Annotated in this window: 21 protein-coding genes; 10 read left to right on the top strand and 11 right to left on the bottom strand. The window is 58.3% G+C overall.

Annotation, left to right across the window (positions count from 1 at the left end):
* The 3 genes from AC2FLU_RS14600 to AC2FLU_RS14590 all read right to left on the bottom strand — a co-directional run bounded on the left by AC2FLU_RS14600 (position 1) and on the right by AC2FLU_RS14590 (position 2,640).
* Positions 1-1,575: a DUF427 domain-containing protein gene (locus tag AC2FLU_RS14600; RefSeq protein WP_496715325.1), complete on the bottom strand. Its 1,575-nt coding sequence runs from the start codon at positions 1,573-1,575 to the stop codon at positions 1-3.
* A gap of 104 nt (positions 1,576-1,679) precedes the next feature.
* On the bottom strand, positions 1,680-2,381 hold the full coding sequence (locus AC2FLU_RS14595) for a winged helix-turn-helix domain-containing protein (RefSeq protein WP_267365085.1): 702 nt from the start codon (positions 2,379-2,381) through the stop codon (positions 1,680-1,682).
* On the bottom strand, positions 2,353-2,640 hold the full coding sequence (locus AC2FLU_RS14590; protein ID WP_209505003.1) for a hypothetical protein: 288 nt from the start codon (positions 2,638-2,640) through the stop codon (positions 2,353-2,355). The genes AC2FLU_RS14595 and AC2FLU_RS14590 overlap by 29 nt, the downstream gene beginning before the upstream one ends.
* A gap of 176 nt (positions 2,641-2,816) precedes the next feature.
* On the opposite strand from AC2FLU_RS14590, the gene AC2FLU_RS14585 reads away from it, so the two are divergent.
* From AC2FLU_RS14585 to AC2FLU_RS14570, 4 genes are all read left to right on the top strand, one after another.
* Positions 2,817-3,275 carry a hypothetical protein gene (locus AC2FLU_RS14585; RefSeq protein WP_480474168.1) on the top strand — a complete coding sequence of 153 codons (459 nt, stop codon included), beginning with the start codon at positions 2,817-2,819 and terminating at the stop codon, positions 3,273-3,275.
* Between the two features lie 110 nt (positions 3,276-3,385).
* Positions 3,386-4,003 (top strand): ribonuclease HII, encoded by a 618-nt coding sequence (gene rnhB / locus AC2FLU_RS14580; protein ID WP_496715324.1) that lies wholly within the window; start codon positions 3,386-3,388, stop codon positions 4,001-4,003.
* A gap of 107 nt (positions 4,004-4,110) precedes the next feature.
* Entirely contained in the window at positions 4,111-5,214 is a 1,104-nt protein-coding gene (locus AC2FLU_RS14575; protein ID WP_496809491.1) for a site-specific DNA-methyltransferase, read from the top strand.
* A gap of 139 nt (positions 5,215-5,353) precedes the next feature.
* The gene (locus AC2FLU_RS14570) at positions 5,354-6,736 is read left to right on the top strand and encodes an adenylate/guanylate cyclase domain-containing protein (RefSeq protein ID WP_480555015.1); all 1,383 of its coding nucleotides are present in this window, start codon (positions 5,354-5,356) and stop codon (positions 6,734-6,736) included.
* Between the two features lie 65 nt (positions 6,737-6,801).
* Here the strand turns inward: AC2FLU_RS14570 and AC2FLU_RS14565 are convergent, their stop codons facing one another.
* The gene (locus tag AC2FLU_RS14565; protein WP_496715320.1) at positions 6,802-7,938 is read right to left on the bottom strand and encodes an alkane 1-monooxygenase; all 1,137 of its coding nucleotides are present in this window, start codon (positions 7,936-7,938) and stop codon (positions 6,802-6,804) included.
* Positions 7,939-7,999: 61 nt separating this feature from the next.
* The gene (gene mutY / locus AC2FLU_RS14560) at positions 8,000-9,055 is read right to left on the bottom strand and encodes an A/G-specific adenine glycosylase (RefSeq protein WP_496809490.1); all 1,056 of its coding nucleotides are present in this window, start codon (positions 9,053-9,055) and stop codon (positions 8,000-8,002) included.
* Between the two features lie 81 nt (positions 9,056-9,136).
* Here mutY and AC2FLU_RS14555 point away from each other — a divergent pair, with 81 nt between their 5' ends.
* Together AC2FLU_RS14555 and AC2FLU_RS14550 are read left to right on the top strand one after the other, a co-directional pair.
* A complete protein-coding gene (locus AC2FLU_RS14555; RefSeq protein ID WP_496715317.1) occupies positions 9,137-9,643 on the top strand; it encodes a DUF721 domain-containing protein in 507 nt (168 codons plus the stop codon).
* Positions 9,644-9,656: 13 nt separating this feature from the next.
* Entirely contained in the window at positions 9,657-10,319 is a 663-nt protein-coding gene (locus tag AC2FLU_RS14550) for a DsbA family protein (RefSeq protein WP_267365070.1), read from the top strand.
* Positions 10,320-10,356: 37 nt separating this feature from the next.
* On the opposite strand, the gene lpxK is transcribed toward AC2FLU_RS14550, so the two are convergent.
* The 5 genes from lpxK to AC2FLU_RS14525 all read right to left on the bottom strand — a co-directional run bounded on the left by lpxK (position 10,357) and on the right by AC2FLU_RS14525 (position 16,396).
* Entirely contained in the window at positions 10,357-11,358 is a 1,002-nt protein-coding gene (gene lpxK / locus AC2FLU_RS14545; protein ID WP_480474160.1) for a tetraacyldisaccharide 4'-kinase, read from the bottom strand.
* Positions 11,345-12,583, bottom strand: a complete 1,239-nt coding sequence (locus AC2FLU_RS14540) for a 3-deoxy-D-manno-octulosonic acid transferase (RefSeq protein WP_480474159.1) — start codon at positions 12,581-12,583, stop codon at positions 11,345-11,347. The genes lpxK and AC2FLU_RS14540 overlap by 14 nt, the downstream gene beginning before the upstream one ends.
* Entirely contained in the window at positions 12,580-13,380 is an 801-nt protein-coding gene (locus AC2FLU_RS14535; RefSeq protein WP_480517865.1) for an inositol monophosphatase family protein, read from the bottom strand. Before AC2FLU_RS14535 ends, AC2FLU_RS14540 begins: the two co-directional genes overlap by 4 nt.
* Positions 13,367-14,713 carry a TldD/PmbA family protein gene (locus AC2FLU_RS14530; protein WP_496809489.1) on the bottom strand — a complete coding sequence of 449 codons (1,347 nt, stop codon included), beginning with the start codon at positions 14,711-14,713 and terminating at the stop codon, positions 13,367-13,369. The genes AC2FLU_RS14535 and AC2FLU_RS14530 overlap by 14 nt, the downstream gene beginning before the upstream one ends.
* Positions 14,714-14,881: 168 nt before the next feature.
* Positions 14,882-16,396, bottom strand: a complete 1,515-nt coding sequence (locus tag AC2FLU_RS14525; RefSeq protein ID WP_496812022.1) for a DUF2125 domain-containing protein — start codon at positions 16,394-16,396, stop codon at positions 14,882-14,884.
* Between the two features lie 140 nt (positions 16,397-16,536).
* Between AC2FLU_RS14525 and AC2FLU_RS14520 the strand changes: the two genes are divergently transcribed.
* The 3 genes from AC2FLU_RS14520 to AC2FLU_RS14510 are packed head-to-tail and all read left to right on the top strand — an operon-like array spanning position 16,537 to position 18,619.
* Positions 16,537-17,280, top strand: coding sequence for an SDR family oxidoreductase (locus AC2FLU_RS14520; protein WP_496809487.1), 744 nt, complete (start codon positions 16,537-16,539; stop codon positions 17,278-17,280).
* Positions 17,277-17,885 carry an enoyl-CoA hydratase/isomerase family protein gene (locus AC2FLU_RS14515; protein WP_496809486.1) on the top strand — a complete coding sequence of 203 codons (609 nt, stop codon included), beginning with the start codon at positions 17,277-17,279 and terminating at the stop codon, positions 17,883-17,885. Before AC2FLU_RS14520 ends, AC2FLU_RS14515 begins: the two co-directional genes overlap by 4 nt.
* Positions 17,882-18,619, top strand: coding sequence for a VOC family protein (locus AC2FLU_RS14510; RefSeq protein ID WP_496809485.1), 738 nt, complete (start codon positions 17,882-17,884; stop codon positions 18,617-18,619). The genes AC2FLU_RS14515 and AC2FLU_RS14510 overlap by 4 nt, the downstream gene beginning before the upstream one ends.
* Here the strand turns inward: AC2FLU_RS14510 and AC2FLU_RS14505 are convergent, their stop codons facing one another.
* Entirely contained in the window at positions 18,620-18,916 is a 297-nt protein-coding gene (locus tag AC2FLU_RS14505) for an HNH endonuclease (RefSeq protein WP_496809484.1), read from the bottom strand.
* A 48-nt stretch (positions 18,917-18,964) separates the two neighbouring features.
* Between AC2FLU_RS14505 and AC2FLU_RS14500 the strand changes: the two genes are divergently transcribed.
* Positions 18,965-20,146, top strand: coding sequence for a TIGR03862 family flavoprotein (locus AC2FLU_RS14500; protein ID WP_496809483.1), 1,182 nt, complete (start codon positions 18,965-18,967; stop codon positions 20,144-20,146).
* Position 20,147 lies beyond the last annotated feature (1 nt).

Raw genomic sequence — 20,147 nt, 5'->3', positions numbered from 1 at the left:
TTAACCGTTCAAAATCTCGTCGGCCGTGGTGTGCAAAGCGTAGCATACAACGGGTCGAGACACGTTGTGCAGGTTGACCGCGCCCAATGGCAAGGCGTTGGAACAGGCAGGCTCGATATCTTCGGAAACGACTATGCGATGCCCTTCGGTTTTCCCATATTCGCCCAACCGCGCGGCTATGTTGGCCGCTTGTCCAATAACCGTAAAATCAAGACGTTCACGAGAGCCCACATTGCCATAAGTGACGCGCCCATAAGCCACGCCAATCGAACAGTCGCAATGTAAGCCGGTACCTGCTTTGCGCAACTCACCCAATGTTTCGACGATATTGATTGCCGAGCGCTGTGCGTTGGCACGGGCCGCGCTGGCGTTTTCATCGGTTGCCGGGAATACCGCCAGAACAGCGTCACCAATGAATTTCAAAACTTCGCCTTCGTTCTCGTGAACGATACCCGAGACGGTTTCAAAGAACTCGTTCAAAACACAGATATACGTGCCCCGACCCAGTTTCTCTTCGAGGCTCGTCGAGTTGCGGAGGTCACAGAACATGATTGCCGCGTCGATCTCATCCCCGTCACCGCGCCGGATCTCGCCCCCCAGAACGCGTGCGCCAGAGCGTTTTCCAACATATGTTTCCAGCAAAACCTGCGCATTCTCGCGTTGCATGAACACTTCGTAAAAGCGGGCGAGCACCGAGGAGCATTCGAACACAAGGCCCAGATTCTCGGTGGTGAAGCCGTTGGGGTGGTCACAGGTCAGCGTCAGAACGTTGGTCCGCCCGTCAGAGAAGGGCAACGGCATCGCGACATAGTCGGTGGCACCCTTGGCCCGCAACTCCTCCATGATCGGGAAGCTGTTATGCGGGTTATCGTCGTTCAGCCTTTGCCGTACGCCGCCTAACCCGTTCGAGACATGGCGCAACGGGCTGTTGATGAAAGCCGGGTGATCATAGATTTCGTAGGTCGGGGCGCGGGTCAGAATCTCGTCCTGATCCTTTTCCCAGATATAGTGTTTGCCCGCGATCAGGGGGTGCAAGGACCATGCCAGAATGCTCAGCCGCTGGATGGCGATGCCGTGCTCCAGCATCTTCTCGGCCAATGCCTTGGTAAAGCTTTCGGGCGTAGTCGCGGCCGAAGCACCGCGCATCAGCCAGTCGATCAGAGGTCCGCTGATATTGCCGTCGTCCGGCTCGCGCAGGCGATTGTCGCCCAGGTCAATCCGGGTGTAGGCGCCGGACACAAACCCGATACATCCCCGGATATCCGCGCTTTCCGGCAGGGCTTGTTCATAAGCCCAGACGGAATTGGTCAGAGGCCCCGAGGCCAATTGGATGTCGTGGTAAGTAGCGGTGCCTTTGAACGGGCAGAATGTTTGCAGGTCTGTTTCTTCGCTCAGATCCACACAAACATCTGCGCGGGGAACGTAAATCGTTGGCGGCAAACGCGTTTCATACATCACCTTTGCGTTTGTGCTTTCAGCCAAAAGAATGTCGTTCCGGTAAATGGCAATCCTGCCATCCAGCGACTCAACCGAGATTCCATATCCATTCATCTGTGGCGCGGCGTGGACGTTCATAAGCGACCTCCTCTGCCTGGGGTTTGTTTAGAATGGGGTTTTCCATCTGACATTCCAAGAGGCTGCAACGGGAATTTACCGGGTGCGAGCGACGCGTCAAAACATCAGACCATTTGAATGACGTCCTTCTCGATCGACAGCATGTACCCCTTCTTGGCAATATTCTTGACCAGCAGTTCGCTAACCATCTGGTTGCCAAGCGCATCGCGCAACCGTTTGATCCGTGTTGCGCCAGCGGCTTCGTCACAATCGGCAGCATCGCGACCGGAAATCATGGCCTCGATCTGGGCGCCGGACAACACCTCGTCATCCAACCGGGATTCCGCCAGAATCGACAGGGTTTCCATGGCGGCGGGTGTCAGTTTGAAATCCATGTTGTTAAGGTAAACAGTGTTTTCTTCGCGACTGATCAGCAGCGACGTCACCTGAATGCCGGTACGTTCGATCTGCGCCATGCGCCGGTTCAACAAGACCAGCATCACCAGAAAGACCAACGCCGAGATCATCATCGCGCTGGCAAAAACCAGCAACACATAGATCACCATCCGGTAACTGGACAGGGTGTCAGCAAACGCGGTGCCCGATTGGGCCAGAATTTCAAGCAGGCGAATCTCGGTCTGTGACGTCAGATCGGCCTCGACAAACAGCCGTTCGACACGAGCGTTGAACGCATTTGCGTCCGGCAAGGTCCAGAACAGGAAAACGGCAGCGGTGATCAGAATGACGACAATGGCCGCGATGCCCAGCACAACCAGGCGGACACCCGACCGGCGTGCATCAGAAACGGAGATAGAATTGTCCGGCATTGCCTTTCCTCTGATCCAACCCTTCCGGCCCGAAAACGGACTGCACTTCAAGCAAGGTCCAACCTGATGCGTTCAGGCGCTGGGCGATTTCTGCCCGGGCCTGCCCCTTGTCGCAGTTTGTGACCTGCATAACGCCGTAATGCAAACGCAGCGGGTTGTCCTTCTTGGCTTTGTAGTCCGCATAACAATCTGCCGCTGTCGCAGCAGAACCAAGCGATAACAGGGCCGCAAAGGTCAGAGAAGAGAGGATCTGTTTCATAGGCCGCATCCTGCGCATGAGTTGCCACGATATTCAATAACTCAAGGGGATTGCGGCACCTGATATCCGATAACACCGGGCCGTTATTGCTTGTCTGGGGCAGGTGTCCCCACTTTCAGGGCAATCAGCACGCGGTCCGTCATACGGTCGCACGAACATCCGAAAGGACAGGCATCATGCATAAGAAATTCATCGCTTTGATCATTGCAACCGCAGTTGCGATTACCGGTGTTTCAGCTTCTCAGGCGAAGGCGGCCGACGCAAAGGACATTCTAGGGGGGCTTGCGGCCATCGCAATTATAGGTGCCGGTGTTCATTACTATAACAAGGAAAAGAAAAAGGACCGGGCGACGCGTCAACAGACCTATTCCCATACACCATATGTGGCGCAGCCAGTGCGCCCGTTGCCGCCGCATGTGGCGCGTTACGACCTGCCCCAGCGCTGCCTGCGCACCTATGATGGGTATTCGCAGGATCATCCACTGCTTGGGCCGAAATGTCTCGAGAAACATTACAAACATGCCAATAGCCTGCCGCAAGAGTGCAAGGTCGGTTTCTGGAATGGCAATAAGGTCAGGCAGGCCTATGAACCTGCATGCCTGCGCCAGAAGGGATACCGCGTCGTTTATCAGTAGTTTGGGTTGAGCAGGAAGGGCGCCAAAGAAGTGCCGTGAGAGAGAGGGTGGTGTGGGCCGCCCTTTCTTTTCTTCTTGCGGTGCTACGCGAAACGCGGTTTTCCAAGGGAATGACAATGCCAAACTTCGAACTTGAGCAGGCGCTGCAGGACATGGGCCACATCCGTATCGCCGGTGTGGATGAGGTCGGGCGCGGCCCATTGGCCGGGCCGGTTGTGGCTGCCGCCGTGATTCTGAACCCGAAGCACTTTCCTGACGGCTTGAATGACTCAAAAAAGCTGACCGCAAAACGCCGAGCTGCGCTGGACGCTGAGATCCGAAACACTGCGGAGTTCGCGGTAGCCGATGCTTCTGTCGCCGAAATTGATGAAGTCAATATTCTGAGGGCGTCGCACTTGGCGATGATGCGCGCGGTGGAGGCGTTGACCCCGGCACCTGATTTTCTGCTGATTGATGGCAACCTGATACCGCAGGGTCTGAGAATTCCGTCACAGGCCGTTGTGAAGGGCGATGCACGGTCGGTGTCGATCGCGGCTGCTTCGATCCTGGCGAAAAACTGGCGCGATCAGGTGATGGTGGATTTAGCGCAACAGCATCCGGGTTATGGGTGGGAAACCAACGCGGGCTATCCGTCAAAACAACACAAGGAAGCGCTGCGAAATCTTGGCGTGACCCCACACCATAGGCGTTCGTTCAAACCGGTGCACAATATCTTGTATCAAGAGTAAATCGTAAGTCGCTGATTCAAAAAAGAATTTGACGGCGAATCGACTTTGACTCATCCTTGTCTCAACCAAATGAGCGCAAAAGCGCCGTGGACACTTGAGGCAGTGATATGACAACAACCACCAAAAAGGGCGCAAAAGCGCTCCCTTTAAACACGATTCTCTCCGGGGACTGCATCGATGTGATGAACAGTCTACCCGAGGCGTCCGTGGATCTGATTTTTGCGGACCCGCCGTATAACCTGCAATTGAAAGGTCAGTTGCATCGTCCGGATAATTCGCAGGTCGATGCGGTGGATGATCATTGGGATCAGTTCGCAAGTTTTGGAGCGTATGACCAGTTTACGTGCGAATGGCTGAAGGCGGCGCATCGTCTGCTGAAACCCAATGGTGCAATCTGGGTAATCGGGTCCTATCACAACATATTCCGCGTGGGGTCAGCGCTGCAGGATGCCGGATACTGGATCCTGAACGACGTTGTGTGGCGTAAGTCGAACCCGATGCCGAATTTTCGCGGCAAGCGGTTCACCAATGCGCATGAAACGATGATCTGGGCGTCCAAGCGCGAAGGCGCGAAATACACCTTCAACTATGAGGCGCTGAAAGCTCTGAACGAAGGTGTGCAGATGCGCAGCGACTGGGTGCTGCCGATTTGCACCGGGCATGAGCGCCTGAAGGACGAAAACGGCGACAAGGCGCATCCGACGCAAAAACCGGAATCGCTGTTGCACCGCGTGCTGGTCGGCTCGACCAACCCCGGCGATGTGGTGCTGGACCCGTTCTTTGGTACCGGAACCACCGGGGCCGTCGCCAAGATGTTGGGGCGCGAGTTCATTGGTATCGAGCGAGAGGAAAGCTATCGCAAGGTGGCTGAAAAACGCATCGCCAAGGTCCGCAAGTTTGATCGCGAAGCTCTGGAAGTCAGCGCCAGCAAACGTGCCGAGCCACGCGTGCCATTCGGTCAGCTGGTCGAACGCGGAATGTTGCGCCCGGGTGAAGAGCTCTATTCCATGAACCAACGTCACAAGGCGAAGGTGCGTGCGGACGGAACGCTGGTGGGCGACAATGTCAAAGGGTCAATCCATCAGGTCGGCGCGCATCTGGAAAACGCACCGTCCTGCAACGGCTGGACATACTGGTGCTTCAAACGGGACGGCAAGACCGTACCGATTGACATCCTGCGGCAACAGATCCGCGCAGAAATGCACAACTGAATTCACGAACACCGCCGGTGCCTGTGGCCTGACACATGGCACTATACCTTGCCCCGCCGATCAACCGGCGGGGTCTTTTGTTTTGCCTTCAACAGTGATTGCATAAGGCTGCCAAGCCTCTGCAAGAAAGACCACGGCCATGACCGAGACGACCGCACAGCCCCGCCGAAGCCTGTTTTTCACCCAGCCCGATGCGTTTGATCTGGACAACAAATATACCGAGGCTGCGTTGGAACGGCACAAGCGCGAGGGTCTGGAACTGGCTGTGCGTGCGCGATGGGTGGCGATGGCGCTGACTGCGGTGCTGCTCATTTTTCTGAACCCGCAATGGGAGGTGCTTTGGTATCACTTCATTCTGCTGCTGATCTGCGGCAACGGGTGGTTGATCCGCCGTGCAGGTCGTGTCGGGCAATCGCGGGGCGAGTTGTTTTTGATTTTCGTCGACCTGCTGATCATGACGCTCGGGATGATCGTGCCCAATCCCTTCAGCGATGATGTCAGGCCATTGGCCATGCAATACCGGTTCGACAACTTTCAGTACTTCTTCGTCATTCTGGCCGCAGGCACGTTGGCTTATTCCTGGCGGACCGTGATCGCCATCGGAACCTGGACGGCGATGATGTGGACGATCGGTTGGATCGTTGCGTCGTGGGTCGCAACGCCTATTCCGGGGATCAGCGAAAAAGTTGCAGCCGCCCTGCAAGGCTACCCAGATGTTGCCGAGCTTCTGGATCCGAACAGTTTCATGGCGCCTCAGCGCATCCAGCAGGTGATCGTGTTCATGATGGTGGCCGTGACTTTGGGCATTTCGATGCAGCGGCTGAACCGGCTATTAATGAGCAACGCAGGGCTGGAACGGGAACGGGCCAACCTGTCACGCTATTTCTCGCCCAACGTGGTAGAGGAGCTGAGCCAGAATGACGAGCCGCTGAAACGGGTCCGAAAAGAGAATGTGGCCGTTCTGTTCATCGACATCGTCGGGTTTACAAAATACGCGGCCGGGCGTGACCCCTATGATGTGATCGAAGTGCTGCGAGGCTTTCACGCCCGCATGGAAACCGAGGTTTTTCGCCACCACGGAACCCTGGACAAGTATCTGGGGGATGGTCTGATGGCGACCTTTGGCACCCCGGTGCCTACACCGCTGGACGCAAGCAATGCGCTGGGATGCGCACGCGCGATGGTCGGCGTGATTGATCGATGGAACCTGGACCGCCGCCGGACGGGAGAGCCGGAAATCCGCGTCGGGATTGGGGTGCATTATGGCTCGGTCGTATTGGGCGACATTGGTGCGAACCGGCTTGAATTTGCTGTCATCGGGAATGCCGTCAACGTCGCAGCCAAGCTCGAGGCGCTGACGCGTGACTTGCAGGCGCGTATCGTGGTCAGTGATGCCGTGCGCGTGCGGATTGCAGAGGAAAACCAGTCTGCGTCGGTCGCCATGACTGGTTTTGCAGAGCTTACCGATCAATCCGTGCGCGGCGTGGAAACACCGATGGATATCTGGGTGATGAAAGGCTGAGGACCGTACACCCCACCAGAACAGCACCCTAAGCGCCGAGCCTGATGGGCAGGGCTGCGCATCGGTTACGCATCAGGTACCGGGTTCAGGGCCTTGTTATAGGCGTGCCAATCGGTGATCTCTGGGTAGTACTGGCGTCGCCATTCCCGGACCCGCGGGTTCATGACCCGCCGCCACAGCGGTGGGATCATCGCAGCCACAGTCATGACGGGATAGCCAAAGGGCAGTTGCGGTGCCTTTTCGGGCGTGTGGTGTTGAAGCAGCGGAAACCGGCGGTTTGGTTTGTAGTGGTGATCCGAATGGCGTTGCAGATTGATCAGCAACCAGTTTGAAGCCTTCTGTGATGCGTTCCAGGAATGCCTGGGCAGGACGTGTTCATACCGCCCGTCCCCCAGATGTTTCCGGGTCAGGCCGTAATGTTCCACGTAGTTGACCAATTCCAGCTGCCAGATCGCGACACCGGCCTGCAACAGAAAAAGGGCCAGACCTGACCAGCCTCCGATCAGCGACGCCAGTGCCAGCATCCCCAATTGCAACGCCCAGTAACGCCAGAACGGGTTGGAGCGGTCGGTCCAGGGTCGGTCCTTGCGGGCCAGTTTTCCGCGTTCGGCGATGAAGGCCGAGACCAGACTTTGCCGCAACACCCTAGGGTAAAAGCGGTGAAACCCTTCGTTGTATCGCGCCGTCACCGGATCGCGTGGCGTTCCTACATAACGGTGATGGACCAGCAGATGCTCGGACCGGAAATGAGAATAAAGCACCATTGCAAGAAGGATATCGCCCAGCCAGCGTTCCCAACGGCTTTTCTGATGCATCAGCTCGTGGCTGTAATTGATACCGACCGTACCCGAGATAACACCCATGCCAAAGAACAGGCCGATTTTCTCAGGCGTCGAAAGCTGGCTGCCGTGGCTCGCGTACCAGATCAGGCCAAACAGGGTAAGGAACTGAAGGGGTGCCCAAAGCTTGGTCAGCAGGATGTACCGTTGCAGATCGCCGTCCGGCGTCTCGGGGTCCGCATTTTCCACGTTGAGCCCGGTGATCCGGTCCAGCACGGCAAAGACCCACCAGGTCGAGATCGGGATCAGCAAAACCCACCATCCGCCCGCGAAAGCAGTGAACCAGATCAGCGGGATCAACAGCAGGGACACCCAGAAGGGTGATGCTGATTGCCAGCGTGCCAACGAGACTGTTGCGTTCATCTCTGGTGCTCCTGCTAGATGGGAACAGCCTAGCCGCGAGGCCAAGGAATGCACAGCGGTCTTATTGTCCTTTCCACAGATCATAGGCTTTGCGCATCACCGTGGGCAGGTCGCTGGGTTGGAAGCTGTGCTTTCCCACTGCGATCAAGTGTTCGGGAACATCCTGACCGGTGGTTTCCGCGGCCCAGATTCTTAAAATCAGATGAAAATGCGTAAAGGTGTGGCGCACCTCGCCCGGCACCATTTTCCAATCTGCCGCAAGCGGGGGGTGCTCGACCGGATCGTCAACCCACTCCGTTCCGGGCCAGCCCAGCATTCCGCCCAGCAGACCTTTGTCCGGTCGGCGCTCCAGCAGCATGGCCCCATCTGACATGCGCACAATATAAACGTGACCGCGACGGGTGGGTTTGGGCTTTTTCGGTGTTTTTCGGGGAAGATCAGCCTGTGTTCCCGCGATCCGCGCTTCGCATGGTTCGCGCAGCGGGCAAATGCCACATGCCGGGGATTTCGGCGTGCATATCGTGGCCCCCAAATCCATGACCGCCTGTGCGTAATCACCGGGCCGAGAAGAAGGTGTCAGCGCTGAGGCTTTTTCCTTCAGCAGGGGTTTCGAGCCGGGCAGCGGCGCGTGGATGTCGTAAAATCGGGCCATGACGCGTTCGACATTGCCATCCAGAACCGTTTCAGGCTGATCGAAGGCGATGGCCGAGATTGCCGCAGCCGTATAAGGGCCGATGCCGGGTAACGTCAGCAGCGCAGCATATGTATCGGGGAACTGACTATTGTGATCCCGTGTCACAGCGCGGGCGCATTTCAAGAGGTTGCGCGCACGCGCGTAATAGCCAAGACCGGCCCATTCCCCCATGACCTGATCATCCGGCGCGGCGGCCAGCGCCTGAACCGTAGGCCAACGTGTCACGAAGCGCAGAAAGTAATCCCGCACTGCTGCTACAGTCGTTTGTTGCAACATCACTTCGGACAACCAGATCCGATAGGGGTCGGGACGCACCCCGGCGGCGCGCTCTGCCGGTCCTGTGCGCCATGGCATGGCGCGAGCGTTGTGGTCATACCACTCCAGAAGCGCAGCGCTGGCGGTGAATTCAAAGGAATCACGCAAGTTTTATTCGTCTCCCTGTCAGGTTTCGCTGGCACCCGGTGTTCTGCCTATTACAATAGCGGCGCAGGAGTTGGAAACCAGATGCAACGCAGACGTTCGTCAACCCGCGGGTTCAAGCGCACCGCGTCTTTGCTGAATGACCAGATCAGGCGTGCCGGGGAAAGCCGGGGCTTTGCTGTCTCACGTCTGTTGACCCATTGGGCCGAGATCGTGGGTCAGGATACCGCCGCCATCGCGCGCCCAGTCAGTGTCGGCTATGGCAAAGGCGGTTTCGGCGCGACCCTGACCGTTCTGACTACAGGCCCGCAGGCCCCGATGCTGGAAATGCAGAAGGAACAGCTGCGTGGTAAAGTGAACGCGGTCTACGGCTTTAATGCCATCAGCCGTGTCCGGATCACCCAGACCGCTCCGACCGGATTTGCCGAGGGGCAGGCCAGTTTCGACCATAAACCGAAACAGGCAATACCCGAGATTGCACCTGAGATTGCTGCCGAGGCAGACAAAGTGTCACGCAGTGTAAATGATGAAGATTTGCGCGCGGCCCTTGAACGTCTTGGGCGCAACGTTTTATCCAAACAGAAACGCTGAGAAAGGGCTGAGAATGAGCCGTATTGCAACCGTAATCTGCGCGGCCGTCGCCGTGGCCGCTGGCGGCTATTGGGTGTCGCTGTCAAATTCCAACACAAGTTTTCCGCTGGTCAGTGCCGCCGAGGCGCAAGAGGCGGACCTGGATACATCCACAATCATTGACATGGTTCAGGGGGCCGAAGGGGCGCCTGTCGAAATCATCGAATACGCATCCTACACCTGCCCGCATTGCGCGAATTTCCACAAGAGCGCGTATAAACAGCTCAAGAAGGATTTCATTGACACCGGCAAGGTCAAGTTCACCTATCGTGAGGTCTATTTTGATCGCTACGGTCTGTGGGCGTCGATGGTGGCCCGCTGTGCCGGCCCCGAGAAATTCTTTGGCATCACTGATCTGATTTACGAAGGTCAGGCAGAATGGACGCGCGCAGGTGGCCCGGCCGAGATCGTCGATGAACTGCGCAAGATTGGTCGTCTGGCAGGTATTGATGGCGACCAGCTTGAGGCCTGTTTGCAGGATGGCACCAAGGCGCGGACATTGGCCGCGTGGTATCAGGAAAACGCTGAACGCGATGGAATTCAGGCAACCCCGTCCTTCATCGTGAACGGCAAGAAAGTTGACAATCAGTCCTACGCGGACTTCAAAAAGCTGATCGAAGCAGAGCTCGGCAGCTGACCCGAACCCGGCTGGCGCCACCGGGGGCCAGCCTGAGTTACTTTGGTGAAGGGACGGTTTTCAAAAGCATGTCCCTGACCACGTCGGCGTCTGAAATCTGAAGCCGAACCGGCAAAGTGATCACCTTGCTTCGGAAAGCGGGCGGCAGGCGAACGGCGTCTTTTTCGGTGGTGACCATCTGAGCGCTCAGCAAACGCGCCTCGTTTTCCAGCCGGGTCATCAGGGCCTGTGTCAACGGTTGGTGATCGTCCAACGCCTCGGCCCGGACCAGATCCACACCCAACCGACGCAGGGTTTGGAAGAACTTTTCGGGATAGCCGATTCCTGCAAACGCCAACGCACGCGTTTCTGACCAATCCATACCGGTTTGCAGGGGTTCGACTGCCCCGGTGACATGAGGAACGGTCAACCGGCCTTTCCAGTTGTCGGAAAATACCTTTTGCGCCGCCTCTTCCCCCAAGGACAGTACAAGATCGGCCCGTTGCAGGCCGGTATCGACCGGCTCTCGCAATGGACCGGCTGGCAGGCATAATCCGTTTCCAAATCCGCGCTGGGCGTCCACAACGATAATCGAGAAATCCTTGGCGACCGAAGGGTTCTGAAAACCATCATCCAGAACGATCACTGTTGCCCCCGCCGCGGCCGCTGCACGCGCACCCGCCGCCCGATCCTTGGCAACCCAGACCTCGGCAAACATCGCCAGCAACAGCGGCTCGTCCCCCACCTCGGCTGCGGTATGCCTGCCCGGATCGACCTGCACCGGGCCTTCCAGTGACCCGCCATGTCCTCGTGTCACGACATGGGGCTTGTGCCAGGCATTACCCAGTTGTTCGAGGGTCCAGATGACGGTGGGCGTTTTCCCGGTTCCACCTGCATTCAGATTGCCGATGCAGATCACGGGCACACCGGGATTTTCCCCCGATTTCGAGGCAATCCTGCGGGCTGTCGCTGCGGCATATAAGCGGCCCAGCGGGGCCAGCAGCCGTGCCCTCAGATCCGGCTGGTCCGGAGGAGTGTTCCAGAAATCAGGTGCCCGCATGATCTGCGCTCCTCTCGTCCAGAATATCCTGCACCATTTCGATGAGGGTGTCTGCCTGCGGCGCACCTTCGGTGATTATCTGCCATCCTGCCAAAGCCATGTCAGCGGCGCGGTCCGGTGCCAGAAGCTGTACGACGGCATCGCCCAACTCGGTTGCTGACTTGACCTCCTTGGCTGCGCCTGCCTGTTGCAGGTGGGCGTAAAGCTCGTGATGGCGATGCACGAATGGTCCAGAAATTATGGCAGACCCCAGCGCGATTGCGTCGGACGGGTCCTGACCGCCTGCACCGCGTTCCAGTGAACTGGCCATGAACGTCACTGCCGACACACGGTGCCACAACCCCAGATTTTCTGGGTCCGCAGTCAGAACGACCTGCGTGCTGTCTTCGATCAAGTCGCCATCGTCCCAGTTGACACAGCGTAGATCCATCGCCTCCAGCCTCCGTTTTAGGGGGGCAGCTTCGTGAACGTCGGCGACGTGAAGTACAAGAACCAGCCGGTGCAAAAGGCGCAATGCCTGACGATGTGCTGTCAGAACCGAAATGAACTCTTTGTCCTGCACCCAGGCAGCCAACCAAACAGGTCGCCCTGCAAGCGTGTGGTTGGTTTCGATCAGCTCGTCTTCTGGCCAAGGTCTTGGATTTGGGCTGATGCGCAAAGGCGGCGATTCTTCGACTGTTGAAAACGGGATGCCAAGTCTCCGGATGTGACGGGCGGTTTCAGAATTTGCAGTCAGTATCTTGCGAAAGCAGCTAAAGGTCACTCTGGTTATGTCTGGCAGCCAGCGCGCGTTCCGGGACAGTGCAACGGTAAACTGGGCGTCAAACAACACAAGGGGTACAGCCTGTTCATCGGCTCGGGTTATGATGTTGGGCATCAAATCACCGCCGACCCAAATCCCGATACCTGGGCGCCAGTATTCGATAAAGTCACGCGCGGCCCCGCTCTGTTCCTGAGGCAGGTTGATCAGGGGAAAGCTGCATTCCGGCCAGGCAGACAGATCCGCGTCCGGCGGAGCGGTCAGTAGAAAATGCAGCTTGGATCGGGACTGAAGCAACCGGCGACAAAAATCACTCACCGCCCGCAGGCGGTCTGGCGTGGCGACGTGCATCCACACGACCTCGCCTTCGGGGCGTGGCAGGTCGGTTTTTACACCAACGCCGTTCCGCATTCTCCAGGACAGCACCCGATAAGCGGCAAGGCTTAATGAGCGCGGTTTGCTCATGCGCTGATTCCGGGCCCGATCGGGTCCAGCTGAGCAGACAGTTGCGCATGGATTGCGGTGCTGGCGGCGATTACGCCATTCAGCCTGGGGTGGGCATTGTTGAAGATCAGAGGATGACCCAAACGGTCTGAACTGACGCCGCCTGCCTCTCGGATGATCAGATCGCCAGCGGCAATATCCCATTCCCAGCTTGGGCGAAGGGTCAGCATGGCATCGAACCGCCCCTGCGCGACCAGCGCCATGCGATAGGCAAGCGAGGGACGGTACGCGCGGTGGAAGGCTGGAACATTCTGATTGCGCCAGTGCTGTGCGTCCAGATTTGGTTTGGCGGCCAGAACCTGCGACTGCAATAACTCAGACGTTTTCGACGTCGTGATCTTTTGCCCGTTGAGAGTTGCGCCCTGACCTTGCGCGGCAGCATAAAGCAAGTCGCGCATCGGCAGATAGATTACGGCGGAAGTCACAATGCCATCCACTGCAACAGCCAGCGAATGCGCCCAGGTGCGCGCGCCTTCGGTAAAGCTGCGGGTGCCGTCAATCGGATCGACGATAAAGGCATTGCTGCGGTCCAGCCGCTCGGGCGAATCCTCGGATTCCTCGCTGAGCCAGCCATAGCCCGGTCGCGCAGCGCACAGCTTTTCTTCCAGCATCGCGTTGACGGCCAGATCGGCCTCGGTCACCGGACCGGCGCCACCGGGTTTGTCCCAACGCTGTGCCTGCGTCCCGGAATAGCGTGTAGCGATCTTGCCGGCCTCAATCGCGGCCTCAATCAGAAGGGGCAGATCAGTTGCCGGCAAGTGTCATTCCTTCGATCAACAGCGACGGGACCACGCGCGACAAATATGGGCGGGCGTCATTGGCGGGAATGATCCGCCGCAGCATATCACGCAGATTGCCTGCGATTGTGCATTCGTTGACAGGATGCGTGATCACACCGTTTTCGACCCAAAAACCTGATGCACCACGGGAATAGTCGCCCGTATTGGGGTTGATCGTCGATCCGATCATGGACGTGACCAGCAAACCGGTGCCCATATCGCGCAACAGATCGTTGCGACTGCGGGTTCCCTGCGTAAGGCTCAGGTTCCAGTTGCTGGGTGAGGGTGGGCCGGACACACCGCGCGCAGCGTTGCCTGTTGAGTCCATTCCCAGCTTGCGGCCACTCGACAGATCCAGTGTCCAGCCCGTCAGGACACCGTTTTCCACGATCACCCGGCGCTGCGTGGGCAGACCTTCGGCATCAAATGGGCGCGAGCCAGAGATACGCGGGCGGTACGGATCTTCGATCAGTGACAGATGCGCGGGCAGCACGTCTTGCCCCAGGCAATCCTTCAGCCAAGACGCGCCGCGCGCAATCGCGGCCCCATTGTTGGCGGCCAGAAGATGCCCGATCAGCGAAGACGAGATACGTTCATCAAACAACACCGGGAAACTGCCGGTCGCCGGTTTGCGCGCGCCAACCTGTTGCACAGCGCGTTCCCCTGCTGTGCGCCCAATCTCAGCCGCGTCGCGCAGGTCGGATTGAAACGTCCGGCTGTCACCGTCATAGTCGCGCTCCATCCCGGTGCCTTCACCCGAGATCGCAACGCATGAGATGGATCGGCTGCTGCGCTCATACCCACCGGAAAACCCGTTTGTAGCCGCCAGATGCACCCGGTGCGTTCCATAGCTTGCAGCCGCATCCGACACCTGCGTGACGCCTTTTACCGCCAGTGCTGCGGCCTCGGCGGCCAGCGCATCCTGCATCAAGCTTTCTGCGGACGGGGCCGGGGCGGAGTCCAGCAATTCCAGTGACTGAATATCCCAGTCACTGGCCAGTTGGCTTTTGTCCGCCAGCCCGGAATAGGGATCTTCGGGCGCTTCTTTTGCCATGGCCACGGCGCGTTCGGCCATCGCCGCAAGGGTTTCCGGGCGCCTGTCAGAGCTGGACACAATGGCTGACCGCTTGCCCAGAAACACACGCAAGCCCAGATCAGCGCCTTCCGAGCGTTCCGCATGTTCCAGTGCTCCGCCCCGCACATCGACCGAGACCGAGGACCCTTCGAGAACGATGGCATCTGCCGCTTCTGCGCCTGCCCGGCGAGCAACATCGAGCAATTGTTGGCTGATTTCTTCTGGTGAGCGGGTCATGAGGTCTCCGGGTTGATTGCCAAGGACCTAGCCTTGCACCGCCCGCCCCGCAAGACCTGTGACCGGATTGTGCTGTGTGGATCGGGATAAATCCATGCCGCTACCGGGTTTGGCACAAGGTTCACAGGAATGGAAAGGGCCGCACTGCGCGGCCCTTTCAGATAGGTATCACTTGATACGCTGGCCATTCGCCAAAATCTGACCGTCTTCCGTGAATTCGATGGTCGAGTTCAGGGTGTCAGGCTCATCGCCGGGGACAGCCATCAGACCCATCATCATCCGCGCGCCCAGCGCATCGTCGTCCGAAATGAGGCCCATGCCGATCAGCGTATCGATCAGCTGATTGGCGCCAACAAGTTCCAGGTTTGCCACGCCGCTTGGGCTAGGCATTCCGCCAAACTCTTCTGTGTTCGAATTGTCGAAGGCGAAATCGCCATCACCGGTCAGTTTGGCACCAACCAACGAAACCAGAAGCTGGCTGATTTTCAGCGAATGTAACTCACCCGGAGCCTCATCCGACTCAACGTCGATTTCTGGATCGAAGATGTTCATCAGAACTTTTGCCGTGCCGGTCGTTTCCAGTGCGATTGTCGCCGGATCGCGGGGCAGCGCGCCTGCCGGGTCAAAAATGCCCCACAGGACATCAGACATGGTGAAATCGGTCATGTTGAGGCCAAAGGCGAAGGGCTGTATTTCGTCCGATTGCTGGATCGGGAATTCGAAGTTCAACCCTGCACTGGCCATGGACAACTCGATCGGGAACGGCAGATCCGCTGTTGTCACCGCCAGTTTGGTGCTGTTCTGCGCGATGTCATAGGCGATGCGCTCGGCGTCGATGCTGGCGGCAAAGTGCCCACCCTCCGAGGTGCTGTTCATCGAGAACGCCTGGCCTTCGCTGGTCCCGCTCAGATCGGTGCTGCCGGATGCATAGGTAAACGTGCCATCAAAGGCGAAACCCGCTTGGTAAAACGCCTGCGGATCAGACATGTCAAAATCCAGTGGGATCACGTTTTTGCCTTCAAAGGCCAGTTGGCCCAGTTGGCCATTGATCAGCCCGCTTTCACCACTTTCCGGATCCTGAAAGTTCAGGTTATAGGTCAGTGTATCGCTGTTGAATGTCTGGGTGATGTTTCGGTGTTCGCCGATTTGCATCCGCGACCGACCGGCCAGATCACCTGCCTCGATCGCGATGCTGAAAACCTCGTTCGGCAGCGGTTCGCCATCAACTTCAATCGAATCCAGCGCAATGCCCAGTTTGTCAGCAGTGTAGTCATAGGTCATGTCTTCGGGTGTACCCGAAACGACCATGTTAAGCTGGCTGTGCGAATAAATCACTTTGGCTGCAAACTCTTCATCGTCGGCTGTTCCCGTGACCTCCATGGGAAAGCTCTCGGGCAATCCGATGGTAACGGTTCCGTCACCATTTTCGGTCAGCGTCATTTCCGGCATGACCATCTGGAACTTCCCGTCTTCTTCCGGAAAGGTCAAAGAAAGTGTCATGTTCGAAATTGTGGTGACGTCACCGGCGATGCTTTCGTCTCCTGTAACGGTGTAGCCCATTGATGTGAAATAGCTTTGCCAGTCGGACCAGACATCATTTGCTGTAAGGTCGGCGAACGCGCCCTGGGTCGCGACGGCATAGGCCAGAACAGCACCGCAGCTGCGGTGGAGGAAAACGGACATAAGGTAACCCTTCTTGATCAATTTGCGGCGCATGGTCGGGGTTGTGGCACCTATCGTCAAGGGGGCAAGGGCTGGACCATTTCCCCGTTTCCGCGTTACGGCTGTTGCCGGGATCAATAACAATGCGTGAGGAGAGGCGAATGCAGGGGAAAACAGTTCTGATAACCGGGGCCAGCCGCGGCATCGGGGCCGAAGCGGGGCGCGTTTTTGCCGCAGCCGGTGCCAATGTCGCATTGGTGGCCCGCAGCCGAAATCAGATAGACGCCTTGGCCGCTGAACTGGGTGATCAGGCCATCGCGCTGGCCTGCGATGTCAGCGATTTCGCGCAGGTCGAGCAGGCTGTGGCCACATGTGTGGATCGGTTCGGCGGGCTGGATGTTCTGATTGGCAATGCCGGTGTGATCGATCCGATCTTTCATCTTTCCAACGCCGATCCTGAGGCCTGGAGCAAAGCCATCGACATCAACCTCAAAGGCGTTTTCTACGGGATGCGTGCGGCATTGCCAGTGATGCGGGCCGCCGGGGGCGGAAGCATTCTGACCGTCTCGTCCGGCGCGGCGTCCAACCCGGTTGAGGCGTGGAGCCATTATTGCGCGTCAAAGGCCGGGGCAAAAATGCTGACGGAATGCCTGCATCTGGAAGAAGCCCAGCACGGCATTCGCGCAATGGGGCTGTCGCCGGGGACGGTTGCCACGGATATGCAGCGGTCCATCAAGGCAAGCGGCATCAATCCGGTCAGTCAACTGGATTGGGAAGCGCATATTCCTGCTGATTGGCCAGCACGTGCCCTGTTGTGGATGTGTTCCAAGGACGCGGACGAATACTTGGGAACGGAAATCTCGCTGCGCCTGGAAGACATCCGAAAAAGGGTCGGGTTGATATGATCGACCTGACGAAAGAGGATGGCCTGTGGGTCGTTACGATCAACAATCCCGAAAAGGCAAACGCCCTGACCGGAGCGATGCTGAATGAACTGGCCGGGATTGCCGAGGCCGCAACCAGCGCGCGGGCGCTGATCCTGACGGGCGCGGGCAAAGTGTTCAGCGCCGGGGCCGATCTGGACGAGGCGCGCGCCGGTCTGGCCACCTCTGACGTCTGGGAAAGACTGTCCGGTGCCATCGCCGCATTGCCCTGCCTGACCATTGCGGCATTGAACGGTACTCTGGCTGGCGGGGCCAATGGCATGGCTTTGGCCTGTGACCTTCGCATTGCGGTGCCAACGGCCAAGTTTTTCTATCCGGTGATGAAGCTTGGGTTTCTGCCGCAACCGTCCGATCCGAAACGGTTGGCGGCATTGGTGGGTCCGGCCAGAACCAAGTTGATCCTGATGTCAGGTCAGAAGATCACCGCGCAAGAGGCGTATGACTTTGGTCTGGTTGATCGGATTGTCGAATCCGATCACCTGATGAAAACCGCGCGTGAGCTTGTGACAGACAGCGTGAACGCTGACCCCGTTATTGCCAAGGACATCGCAAGGATGTGTTCATGAGGATTTCGGCCATTCGGTTGCGGGTCACTGACCCGAAAAGACTGGCAGTATTCTATCGCGACGTTCTGGGTATGCGGGTTTACCCGCAGGGGTCAGGTTGCCGCGTCGGCTACAACTCGGAAGATGCGGACCTTCTGCTGCTGCCGGGTGGCGGCGGATACACCCATGACCGGGGCCAAAGATATTGGAAGATCGGAATTACCGTCCCTGATGTCGATCTTGCGGCAGCGCATTTGCGCGCGCTGGGTACTGCGGTAAGCGCGCCGAGCCAGTTTTTGGATATCGGGTACATGTGCCATCTGGCTGATCCCGAAGGGTTTGTCATCGAATTGCTGCAGCATGATTTCGAAGGCAACAAACCGGCGCAGGTGGCAGATCCGGATGCTCCGTTTGCGCAGGCCCGGATCGGTCAGATAACCCTTCGGACCGGTGATATCGCGGGTGAGGACGCGTTTTGGCGCGCGCAAGGTATGTCCTTGCTGTCGATGCAGGAGGTGGCCCCCCATGGCTTTGATCTGCATTTCTACGCCTTTACCGACGAAACCCCTCCAAACCCCGATTTGTGGGACGTCGAGAATCGCGAATGGTTGTGGAAGCGACCGTATACGACATTGGAGTTCCAGCATCTTGCGGGTGCGCAGTTTGCGCCCGTACCGGATTACCGGGGAATAGAAGTCGAGGGGTTGGCCGCACCTTTGAAAGACGCCTTTGGCGATCCGGTTCTGCCGGGCTGATCACCTGTTGCGTCGCTTGCCCGGAACTTTCGACCGAAATCCGGGTGGGCGTTTACGCACCCAGATCAGGAATTTCTCAAGCCTGGGATGCGCGCGCAAGGCTGCGACCGTGTTGTAACTGCGCGCAAGTTCGGCCTCGGTCAGAGTGGCATGCACTTCATTGTGGCAAATCTGGTGCAGAAGGACGGTGGGTCCGCCCTTGCCTCCTTTGAGTTTTGGGATCAGATGATGCAGGCTGCCACCCCCGCTGGGGATTGGGCGGTCGCAGAGCGGGCAGATCGGATCGTTGTTCGCCATGTTGGTTTGAAACTTGCGCCGATGGATGGCGAAGGCAAGAGGGTGCGAATGGCGCAGGCAGTCGTGATCGGAGCAGGCCCCGCAGGGTTGATGGCGGCCGAGCAACTGGCCGAGGCCGGGCATTCCGTGCTGGTTGCCGAAGCCAAGCCCTCGGTTGCGCGCAAATTTCTGATGGCAGGTAAATCGGGGCTGAACCTGACAAAGGACGAACCGCCTGAGACACTGATGCGGTCTTATGCCGATGCGGCGGACTGGTTGCGCCCGATGATCACCGCCTTTGATGCGCAAGCCGTGCAGCACTGGGCGCGTGGACTGGGACAGACATTATTTACAGGTTCTACCGGGCGGGTTTTTCCCGAGGCCATGAAGGCGTCGCCTTTGCTACGCGCATGGCTTGCGCGACTGGGCGCAGCCGGGGTTGAGATCAAAACCCGTTGGCGATGGAAAGGTTGGGAAGCTGATGCGCTGGTATTCGACACACCGGACGGGCCGCAAAACCTGACTGCTGCTGTAACCGTGCTTGCGCTGGGTGGGGCCAGCTGGGCCCGCCTTGGATCGGATGGTCATTGGACGCAAGTCCTTTCCGGCAGGGGCGTGGAACTTGCACCGTTTGAACCTGCGAATTCAGCCCTGTCGGTGGACTGGAGCACTCATATGCAGCCACATTTCGGGGCGGCGCTGAAGTCGGTTCGGTGGAAGGCCGGTGACCTGGATAGCCGCGGCGAGGCTGCGATCTCGGCAACCGGGCTGGAGGGAGGGGGGCTTTACACTCTCACCCCTGCTTTGCGCAAAGGGCAGCTACTTTTTGTCGATCTGGTGCCAGACCTGGAACAGCAGTCCTTGCAGGCGCGTTGGTTTTCCAGAAAATCGAAAACCACACTTTCGCAATGGTTGAGAAAGTCGTTGAATCTGTCACCGCAGAAGATTGCCGTGTTTCACGAGATGGCAAAACGAAGTCATCTGCCGCTGCCCGGCGAAGTGGCGGTCCTCAAGAAACTGCCAATCCTGCACGCGGGGCTGCGACCGATGGATGAGGCCATTTCGACGGCAGGTGGCGTGACACGATCCGCGTTGGGTGACGGGCTGATGCTGAAGACCATGCCGGGCGTGTTCTGCGCCGGTGAGATGCTGGATTGGGAAGCGCCGACCGGGGGGTATCTTTTGACAGCCTGTCTTGCCACTGGCCGCTGGGCCGGTCGGGCCGCTGCCGATTGGCTGGATCAGGGCTGAT

It is taken from the genome of Ruegeria sp. SAZD013 (assembly GCF_059612525.1).
This window is presented reverse-complemented; position numbering and strand designations above follow the sequence as displayed.